Origin of the sequence: Paludisphaera soli (genome assembly GCF_011064595.1) — a bacterium.
GTDB lineage: Bacteria > Planctomycetota > Planctomycetia > Isosphaerales > Isosphaeraceae > Paludisphaera > Paludisphaera soli.
Window position 1 is genome coordinate 1 of sequence record NZ_JAALJI010000171.1, and the last position, 318, is coordinate 318.

Annotated in this window: 1 protein-coding gene; it reads left to right on the top strand. The window is 80.8% G+C overall.

The features are described from left to right. Positions 1 to 318, top strand: a 318-nt coding sequence (locus G6O68_RS32180) for a helix-turn-helix domain-containing protein (RefSeq protein ID WP_165253854.1), incomplete at both ends; no start/stop codon positions are given.

Below are 318 nucleotides of genomic sequence, written 5' to 3' on the forward strand. Positions count from 1 at the left end.
AGCCGACGCCGAGGGGGACAAGCGGCTGTTCCTCCGGCTGCGGGCCGTGTATCTGGCCGCCGCCGGCCTGACCGCCCCCGAGGTCGCCGCGGCCCTCGGGCCGTCGCGGCGGGCGATCCGGCGGTGGGTCGCCCGCTACAACGCCGAGGGGCCCGACGCCCTCGGCGACCGCCCCCGGCCCGGCCAGCCCACGCTCCTGCGCGAGCCCGACGTCGACCGCTTCCGCGCCCGCCTGGAGGCCGGGCCGACGCCCGGCGACGGCGTCTGCACGCTCCGCGGCCGCGACGTCCGCGCGATCCTCCGGGCCGAGTTCGGCGT